Source organism: Kitasatospora sp. NPDC057738 (genome assembly GCF_042798815.1).
In the GTDB taxonomy this organism is placed as follows: domain Bacteria; phylum Actinomycetota; class Actinomycetes; order Streptomycetales; family Streptomycetaceae; genus Kitasatospora; species Kitasatospora lactacystinica.
Map to the genome: position 1 here is coordinate 32,785 of NZ_JBHVJT010000085.1, position 9,177 is coordinate 41,961.

General features: G+C 73.7%; 5 protein-coding genes. All 5 read right to left on the reverse strand.

Annotated elements, in window-relative coordinates; genetic code table 11:
• Positions 1-62 precede the first annotated feature (62 nt).
• Entirely contained in the window at positions 63-263 is a 201-nt protein-coding gene (locus ACFVGO_RS33685) for a hypothetical protein (RefSeq protein WP_359901319.1), read from the reverse strand.
• 7 nt (positions 264-270) lie between these two features.
• Positions 271-1,014, reverse strand: coding sequence for an SRPBCC domain-containing protein (locus tag ACFVGO_RS33690; protein WP_380635900.1), 744 nt, complete (start codon positions 1,012-1,014; stop codon positions 271-273).
• 29 nt (positions 1,015-1,043) lie between these two features.
• On the reverse strand, positions 1,044-2,309 hold the full coding sequence (locus ACFVGO_RS33695) for a cytochrome P450 (RefSeq protein ID WP_380635902.1): 1,266 nt from the start codon (positions 2,307-2,309) through the stop codon (positions 1,044-1,046).
• An 11-nt stretch (positions 2,310-2,320) separates the two neighbouring features.
• Entirely contained in the window at positions 2,321-2,536 is a 216-nt protein-coding gene (locus tag ACFVGO_RS33700; protein WP_380635904.1) for an MbtH family protein, read from the reverse strand.
• Positions 2,537-2,539: 3 nt separating this feature from the next.
• On the reverse strand, positions 2,540-9,177 hold a 6,638-nt coding region (locus ACFVGO_RS33705), incomplete at its 5' end, for an amino acid adenylation domain-containing protein (RefSeq protein WP_380635906.1).

The following is a 9,177-nucleotide window of genomic DNA, read 5'->3' on the forward strand; positions in this document are numbered from 1 at the left end:
TACTTCTCTGTCATGGGTTCTTTTTCTCCTCCACCCCCCCGGCCCCGTGGGGGCCAGGAGGGCTACCAGCGGCGGCGCGACGGCGGTGGGTTGAGCTTGGCGGCGAGGGCCGAGAGGAAGGTGGGGAGCTTGTCGACCATGGCCTTGGGGACCGGGGTGGTCTGGACGCCGCCCCGCTGGACGTCCTCGACGAGGAGGGTGTAGGTGCCGTTCTCCTCGACGAGTTCGGCGGCGAAGAGCAGGGTTCGGGTTGAGGTTTCCATCGGGGTCCTAGGCTTGGGTGTCGTTGAGCCAGGCGGTCCACGCCGCGGTGGCCCGCTGCTCGTCGGCGTCCTCGGCGAACAGGTGGTGGCCCAGCCAGATCGGCACGTTCCAGGTGCTGCCGTTGAAGAACCGGTAGAGCGCGTCCGGGCCGCGCAGGCCGACGAACTCGGGGCTGAGCCAGTCCACGACCACCTCCTCCGGGCCTCCGTCCCTGCCGGGGACGAGAAGTGGGAAGCGGTCGCCGACGGCCGCGTCGTCGGCGAGGCCGAGGCGGCGGCGCAGGGCGGCGAAGTCGGCCGGGTCGGCGGTGGGTTCGGGGCGCTGGGCCCTGGCGTAGACGGCGGGGCGGCCGGCGAAGTGGCGCAGGTACTCGGCGAGGCCGTGCTGGTAGAAGTCGACGTGCTTCTCGGCCGCGTCCGACTTCCTGTCCCAGACCTCGTCCCAGACGCCCTTGTGCACCCAGTGGATTCCCATCCGCAGGTGACTCGTTCCGCCGTCCACCGGCTCGATCCAGTAGCTGAGCGTGTTGGAGAACTCGTCGCCGAGGGCCGCCCGGACGGCGAAGTGCCGCGGCGGCTCCCACGCCACGACGGTGGAGTCGCCCCGGGTGGCCTTTCCGCCGACGCGCGGCTCGACCTCCATCGGGTACAGCCAGCCGAGGTTGCCGGCGCCGGTGGCGACCGCGGCCCAGACCTGTTCCGGCGTGGCGGGCAGGTCCTGTTCCCGGCGGACCTCGAACTCTCGGGCCATGGGCGGTACTCCTTCGTCGTCGTTCATGGTCAGTGGGTGAGCGGGAGGGCGCACAGCCGCCGTTGCAGCGGGTTGGGCCGCCAGTCCAGCGCCGCCTCGTCGGCCATCCGCAGTTCGGGCAGCCGGCGCACCAGCGTGCCGATCGCCACCTCCGCCTGGAGCTTGGCCAGCGGGCCGCCGAGGCAGAAGTGCGGCCCGTGGCCGAAGCTCAGGTGCCGGTTGCCGGGGCGGGTCAGGTCGAGCCGGTCGGGGGCCTCGAAGCGCTCGGGATCGCGGTTGGTCGCACCGAGGAACAGGTACACCAGCTCACCCTCCCGCAGTGTCCGTCCGCCGATCTCCAGGTCCTCCGCGACGACCCGGACGATCGCCTGGGTCACCGTGTCGTAGCGGGCGAGTTCCTCGACGGCGCCCCGGATCAGCGTCGGGTCCGCGCGCAGCCGGGCCAGTTGGTCCGGGTGGCGCAGCAGGGCGAGGACGCCGTTGCCGACGAGGTGGGTCGTGGTCTCGTCGCCGGCGGTGATCAGGACGAAGCAGGTGGACAGCAGTTCGGAGTCGGTGAGCCGCTCGTCCTGAGCCTGGGTGGCGACCAGGGCGCTGATCAGGTCGTCGCCCGGGTCCGCCCGGCGCAGGCGGACGAGCCGGGCTAGGTACTCCTCGTACTGCCCGATCGCCTCCTCGGACTTGTCGATGTCCTCGCCCAGCCGGCCGAAGCGGCGGAACCAGGTCTTGACCTGCGGCCGGTCCTCGTCCGGAATGCCGAAGAGCTCGCAGACGACGGACATCGGCAGCGGGGCTGCGACCGCCTCGATCAGGTCCATGGTCGGCCCCGCCGCGACGGCCTCGTCGATGAGCCGGTCGACGATGCGCTGGACGCCGTCGCGCAGGGCTTCGACGCGCCGGGCGGTGAAGGCCCGGTTGGCCAGCTTGCGCAGCCGGGCGTGGTCCGGCGGGTCGGTGTTGGTCATCACCCGGCCGAGCCGGTCGGTGAGCCGGCTGAAGGCCTTCATGTCGCCGCCGAGCGCACCGTAGGCGCGGGTCATCCGGTCGCGGTCGTTGGACAGCCGCAGGTCGCTCAGGGCCGCCTCGACGTCGGCGTACCGGGTGAGGTACCAGATGCCCTGGGCGCTGCGGTGGACGGGGCTCTCGCGCCGCATGCGGGCGTAGAACGGGTACGGGTCCCGCCGGGCCTCGGGGGTGAGCAGGTCCGCGGCGAAGTCGTGGGGCGGGACGAGGGCGTGGGGCGGGGCGAGGCCCGCCGCGGGGCGGGCCTCGTCCGTGGTGTCGGTCGGGTTCACTGCGGGCCGCACTACCGCTGGGTGTCCATGGCGTCGGCGAGGCTCCTGGGCCGCATGTCGGTCCAGGACTTCTCGACGTACTCCAGGCAGGCGGCGTTGGTGTCGGGGCCGTGGACGACGGTCCAGCCGTCGGGGACGTCCGCGAACTGCGGCCAGAGCGAGTGCTGGTTCTCGTCGTTGACGAGCACGAGGAAGGAGCCGTCCTGGTCGTCGAAGGGGTTGGTCATGGGTCAGTCCTCCTGGTGGGAAAGGGTGGTGGTGCCGTCGGTGTCGCCGACGGCCTCGGTGATCCTGGCGGCCAGGACCGGTCCGATCTGGGCCAGTGAGCCGGCTTGGGTCATCCGGTCGTGCCGGGTGGTGATCCGGTGCGATTCGATCCGGCCGGTGACGTACGCGCGCCAGGTCTCGGGCCCGGCGTTGTCCTCGGCCCGGTCGATCGTGGAGTTGAAGAGCAGCAGGTCTCCGTCGAAGCCGCCGGGGACGAAGTCGACCGCCAGCTTCGCGTTGTTGATCATGATCTCGACGATCACCTCGACCTGTCGCTCGTTCAGACCGGCCAGCGCGCTGCCCCGCCGGTTCAGCACCTCGGCGACCTCGGCGTAGGTGATCTCCCGGGCGCCCAGCTCGTCCGGGTCGACGTCGAGCACACCGACGAGCACGTCGCGCACGGTGGGCACCGGAGCGACCTCGAACTTCACGTCCTTCACCGGGTAGGCGTCGAGGACCGCCAGCAGTGCGGTCCGTTCGCCGCGCGACTGCAGCTCGCAGGCGAGCGCGTGGGCGATAAGCCCGCCCGCGGACCAGCCGAGGAGCAGGTACGGGCCCTCCGGTTGGATCTTCTGGATCTGGTCGGCGTAGTCGGCCGCCATCTCCTCGTAGGAGGTCGGCAGGGGTTCGGGCCTGCCGAGGCCGCGCGCCTGGATCGCGTAGACCGGGTGCTGCGGGCCGAGGTGGTTCAGCAGTCCGCTGTACGACCAGCTGATGCCGCCGCCGGGGTGGATGCAGAACAGCGGCGTCCCCGTCCCGGTCGAACGCAGCGGCAGCACCACGTCCAACGCGTCGTCGGGATCGTCCATGAGCAGGCGCTCGGTGAGCCCGGCCACGGTCGGTGCCTCGAACAGCATCCGCAGACCCAGCTCCAGGCCGAGGGTCTCGCGAACGCGGGAGGCCAGGCGGGCGGCCAGCAGCGAGTGCCCGCCCAGGTCGAAGAAGTTGTCGTCGATGCCCACCTGCTCCCGGCCGAGGACCTCGGCGAAGAGGCCGCACAGCAGCTGCTCCTGCGGCGTCCGTGGGCCGCGCCCGGCGCCCGAGGCCCCGTACTCGGGGGCGGGCAGGGCGGCCCGGTCGAGCTTGCCGTTGGCGGTCAGCGGCAGCGCGTCCACGGTGACGAACGCCGCCGGCACCATGTAGTCGGGCAGGTCGCGGCGCAGCCGGCCGGACAGCTCGCCCGCCTCGGGCGCGCCTTCGGGGCCGGCCACCAGGTAGGCGACCAGCCGCTTGTCGCCCGGCCGGTCCTCCCGGGCGACGACGGCGGCCTGGGCGACGCCCGGGCAGCCCGCGAGGACCGCCTCGATCTCTCCGGGCTCGATCCGCAGGCCGCGCAGCTTGACCTGGTGGTCGGCGCGTCCGGCGAAGTCCAGCGTGCCGTCGGCCCGCCACGACGCGAGGTCGCCGGTGCGGTACATCCGGCTCCCGTCCGGCCCGTACGGGTCGGCGGTGAAACGCTCCGCCGTCAGGCCGGCCCGCCCGAGGTAGCCGCGGGCCACGCCCGTCCCCGCGAGGTACAGCTCGCCGACCATGCCGGTCGGCACCGGGCGCAGCCTGTCGTCGAGCACGTAGGCGCGCATGTTCGCCATCGGCCGGCCGATCGGAACGGTCGCGGCGTGTTCGGGGAGGTCGCCCACCGGGTGCCAGGTGGCCAGGGTGGTGGCCTCGGTGGGCCCGTAACCATTCACCACCTCGATGCCGGGGCAGGCCTCCCGCACCCGGGCGACGGCGGCCGGGGAGACCACGTCGCCGCCGGTCCACACCTCGCGCACCCCGGCGAGCAGGCCCGGGCGCTCCTCCGCGACCAGGCGGAACAGTCCGGCCGTGAGCCACAGTCCGGTCACCCCGTGCGAGGTGATCGTGTGCTGGAGCAGGTCGAGGTCGAGCTGCTCCGGCGGTGCGACCACGACCCGGCCGCCGTTGAGCAGCGGAACCCACAGCTCGTAGGTGGAGAGGTCGAAGGCCGTCGGGGAGTGCATCAGCACCCGCTCGTGTCCGCCGCCCCGCCATTCGGGGGTGAGCGCGAGGCCCACCACGTCACGGTGGGTGACGGCCACGCCCTTCGGCCGACCGGTCGAACCGGAGGTGTACATGATGTACGCCAACTGCCCTGGCGAACAGGGGACTTCGACGTCGGAAGGATCAGCGGTCCCGGACCGCACCAGCGCGGTGAGCACCTCCCGGGTGAGCACCAGGGCGGCCCCGCTCTCCCGCAGGATCAGGTCGATCCTGGAGGAGGGGAAGCGCGAGTCCAGCGGCACGTAGGCGCCGCCGGCCTTGACGATCGCCAGGATCGCCACGACCAGCTCCGCCGAGCGGTCCAGCATGACCGCGACCGGCGTCTCCGGCCGTACGCCCTGGCGGATCAGCGCCCGTGCCAGGCGGTTGGCCCGCAGATCGAGCTCCGCGTAGGTCAGCTCGATACCGCCGGCCACCACCGCGACCGCCTCCGGGGTGGCCCGCACCTGGCGGGCGAACAGCTCCGGCACCGCGGCCTCGGGCAGCTCGGCCGCGGCACCGTTGGACCCGGCGAGCAGTCGGCGGTGTTCCTCGACGGGCATGATGTCGATCCGGCTGATCGGCCGGTCGGGGTCGGCGACCGCCGCGTGCAGCAGCCGGGCCAAGCGCTCGAACAGCAGCTCCACGGTGGGCGCGTCGAAGAGGTCGGTGGCGTACTCCACCGCGCCGACGAGGCCGTCGGGGCCGCCGTCCGGGCGGAACTGCTCGGCCAGGCTGAAGGTCAGGTCGACCCGCGCCGTCCCGGTCGGCGCCTCCAGGTGGCCGGTCTCCAGCCCCGGCAGCGCGAACTCGCCGACCGGCGCGTTCTGCAGGGCCAGCATGATCTGGAACAGCGGGTGGTGGGCCAGCGACCGCGCGGGGTTGACCACCTCGACCAGGTACTCGAACGGCACGTCCTGGTGGTCGTACGCGGTGAGCGCCTTCTGCCGGACCCGGCCGACCAGTTCGGCGAAGCCGGGGTCCCCGCCGGTGTCGGTGCGCAGCACCAGGGTGTTGACGAAGAACCCGACGAGCTCGTCCAGCGCCTGGTCGGTACGGCCGGCGATCGGGCTGCCGACCGGGATGTCCGTGCCGGCTCCGAGCCGGGTGAGCAGGGCCGCGAGCCCGGCCTGGAGCACCATGAACATGCTGGCGCCGCGCGCGGCGGCCAGGTCCCGCAGGGCCCGGTGCAGTTCCGCGTCCAGCCGGACCACGACCCGGTCGCCCCGCTGGGAGGCCACCGGCGGCCGCGGCCGGTCGGCGGGCAGCTGCAGCTGCTGCGGGACGCCGGCCAGCTCCCCCTTCCAGTAGGCCAGTTGCCGGGCGAACAGGCTGTCCGGGTCGGCGGCGTCACCGAGCAGCTCGCGCTGCCAGGCGCTGTAGTCGGCGTACTGCACCGGCAGCGGGGACCACTGCGGGGCCTCGCCCCGGCAGCGGGCCGCGTAGGCCGCGGCGAGGTCACCCGAGAGCGGGCCCATCGACCAGCCGTCGGCGGCGATGTGGTGCACCACGACCAGCAGCACGTGCCGGTCGGGGGCGAGGGCGTACAGCTCCGCCCGGAGCGGCGGTTCCGCCGCGAGGTCGAAGCCGCACTGCGCCGTCTCGGCCAGGCGCTCGGCCAGTGCGCTCTCGTCGAGCTCGACCACCGGCAGTGCGGGGTGCGCCTGCGCGGCGCTCAGCACGACCTGGTGGGGCATGCCGTCCGTCTCGCGGAAGACCGTCCGCAGGCTCTCGTGCCGGGCCACCACGTCCGCGAGCGCGGCGTGCAGGGCCGGGCGGTCCAGTTCACCGGTCAGGCTGAGGGCGAGCGGCATGTTGTAGGTGGCGCTCGGCCCGTCCATCCGGTGCAGGAACCACAGGCGGCGCTGGGCGAAGGACAGCGGCACCTGGTCGGGGCGGGCCCGGGCGGTCAGCGCGGACCGCGCCGCCCCGGAGCCGTCCAGGCGGGCGGCCAGCCCGGCCACGGTCGGCGTTTCGAACAGCGTCCGGACCTCCAGCTCCGCCCCGAGGGTCGCCCGGACCCGGGAGGCCAGCCGGGTCGCCAGGAGGGAGTGCCCCCCGAGGTCGAAGAAGCCGTCGTCGACGCCGACCTGCGCCAGGCCCAGCACCTCGGCGAAGAGTTCGGCGAGGAGCTGCTCCTGCGGGGTGCGCGGTGCCCGCCCGGCCGCGACCGGACCGAGGTCGGGTGCGGGCAGCGCACGGCGGTCGAGCTTGCCGTTGGCCGTCAGCGGCAGCGCCTCCAGCGCCACGAACGCCGAGGGGATCAGGTAGTCGGGCAACCGGCTCCGCAGCCAGTCACGGAGTTCGCCCAGGAGGGCGCCGGTGCCCCGGCCGCCGGTCGGGCGGTTGGTCAGTGAGGACAGCGACGCACCCGTGGCCCGGGCCGGCCGGTAGGACTCGACCGGGGAGCCGTGGAGCGCCCGCGGGTCGGCGAGGACCACGTCCACGGCGTCCGCCGCGGTGGCCGACCAGGTCACGGCCACCGAGCGGCCGAACTCCGACCCGAGGGCGTGGAAGTCCTCCGGGTCGGCGAGGTCGGCGTCCTCCGGGGCGTGCAGCCGTTCCAGCAGCTCGGCGAGCGAGCCGTCCCCGTTCTGCACCGCCCGGGCCAGAGCGGCCTCCCGCACCACCCGGCGGTTCGGCACCCCGGTGATCCGCAGCACGTCGGCGGGCGGCTGGGCGAGCAGCTCGCGCAGTTCGGCCGGCCCGGCGACCTGCTGCCCCCACGCCAGCTCGACGGACCGCTCCGGAGCCGTCGGGGTGACCGGCGCCCTGTGCAGCGTCACGTCGTAGCGGTAGCGGGTCAGCTCGTTGTGGTGGCGGCCGCGCTTGACCTCGACGGCCGTCGCGCCGATGTCCGTGCCGTGCTCCCCCAGGGCGGTGAAGAAGTCCGGGTCGACCAGGAGCTCCTTCTCGACCCGGAGGGCCTGCTCGACCGCGCGGCGCACCGAGGTGACGTCGGCGCCTTCGCCGACCCGGTGGAGTTGGACGGCGGTGGCCAGCGGGCGCAGCAGCCGGAGGTTGCGGACGTCGCCGACGAACAGCGCGCCGCCGGGGGCGAGCAGCCCCATCAGCTTCCCGATCACGTCGGCGAGGTACTCGGCGGACGGGAAGTACTGCACCACCGAGTTGATCACGACGGTGTCGAACTCCCCCGCCGGGAGCCCGGCGGTGTCGTGAGCCGGGCGGGTCTGCAGCACCACGCGCCCGGCCAGCTCCTCCTGCCCGGCCACCTGGGCGGCCAGCGCCTCGATCGCGGTGGCGGAGAAGTCGGTCGCCCAGTACGTCTCGCAGTGCGGTGCGATCTGCGAGAGCAGCAGACCGGTGCCGACGCCGACCTCCAGCACCCGGCGGGGCCGCAGGGCCAGGATGCGGGAGACGGTCGCGTCCCGCCACTCCCGCATCTGCTCGACGGGGATCGGGCTGGCATCGTAACTGCTGTTCCAGCCCACGAAGTTCTGGCCGAAGCCGGCCTCCTCGGGAGCGATGGGCAGGGCGTCGTAGATGTCCTGCCACTCGCCCACGTGGTCCGCTTCGAGGGCGCTGTCGCGGGCCTCCTCCTGGCGGGGGACGACGTAGCCGACGAGCCGGTCGTCCTGGGCGAGGACCGCGGCCCGGGCGACGGCGGGGTGCTCGGCCAACGCCGACTCGACCTCGCCCGGTTCCACCCGGAAGCCGCGCACCTTCACCTGCTCGTCGGCGCGGCCGACGTACTCCAACTGCCCGTCACCGAGCCAGCGGACCAGGTCGCCGGTGCGGTACATGCGGCTCCCGGACGCACCGAACGGGCAGGCGACGAACCGCCCGGCCGTCAGGCCCGGCCGGTTCAGGTAACCACGGGCCAGACCCGCGCCCGCGACGTACAGCTCCCCCGGCACGCCCGGCGGCACCGGCCGCAGCCGGTCGTCCAGTACGTACACCTGGGCGTTGGCGATCGGGCGGCCGATCGGCGGCACGCCCGCCCCCGGGGACAGCGGGTCGCTCATGGTCGCGCAGACCGTGGTCTCGGTCGGGCCGTACGCGTTGATCATCCGCCGGCCCGGCGCCCACCGCTCCACCAGCTCCGGCGGGCACGCCTCCCCCGCCACCACCAGCGTCGACACCGCCACCGTTTCCTCCGGCACGGCGGCCAGGACCGACGGGGGCACGGTCACGTGGGTGACCGCGAGCCCCGGGTCGGTCAGTGCGGCGACCGGGTCCGCCGCCGGGGGCAGCACCAGGGCCGCGCCGCGCAGCAGCGCGGTGCAGATCTCCGACACCGAGGCGTCGAAGCTTGGTGAGGCGAACTGGAGCACCCGGCTGCCGGGGTCGATCGCGAACCGCTCGATCTGGGCGGCGACCAGGCTGGCGACCCCGCCGTGGGCGACCACGACACCCTTGGGGCGGCCTGTCGAGCCGGAGGTGTAGATCACGTAGGCCGGGTGCCGGACGTCGACCGCGACCACCGGGTCGGTCTCCGGCCAGTCGCCCTCGACCACCATCACCGGATCGTCGACCATCAGCGCCGGACGGGCGTCCGCCAGCATGAAGTCGATCCGCGCCCGCGGGTACGCCGGATCCACCGGCAGGTACGCGGCCCCGGCCTTCAGCACCCCCAGGACGG

Coding starts and splice junctions, on each gene's coding strand:
- ACFVGO_RS33685 (WP_359901319.1), bottom strand. CDS start 263: ATGGAAACCTCAACCCGAACCCTGCTCTTCGCCGCCGAACTCGTCGAG.
- ACFVGO_RS33690 (WP_380635900.1), bottom strand. CDS start 1,014: ATGGCCCGAGAGTTCGAGGTCCGCCGGGAACAGGACCTGCCCGCCACG.
- ACFVGO_RS33700 (WP_380635904.1), bottom strand. CDS start 2,536: ATGACCAACCCCTTCGACGACCAGGACGGCTCCTTCCTCGTGCTCGTC.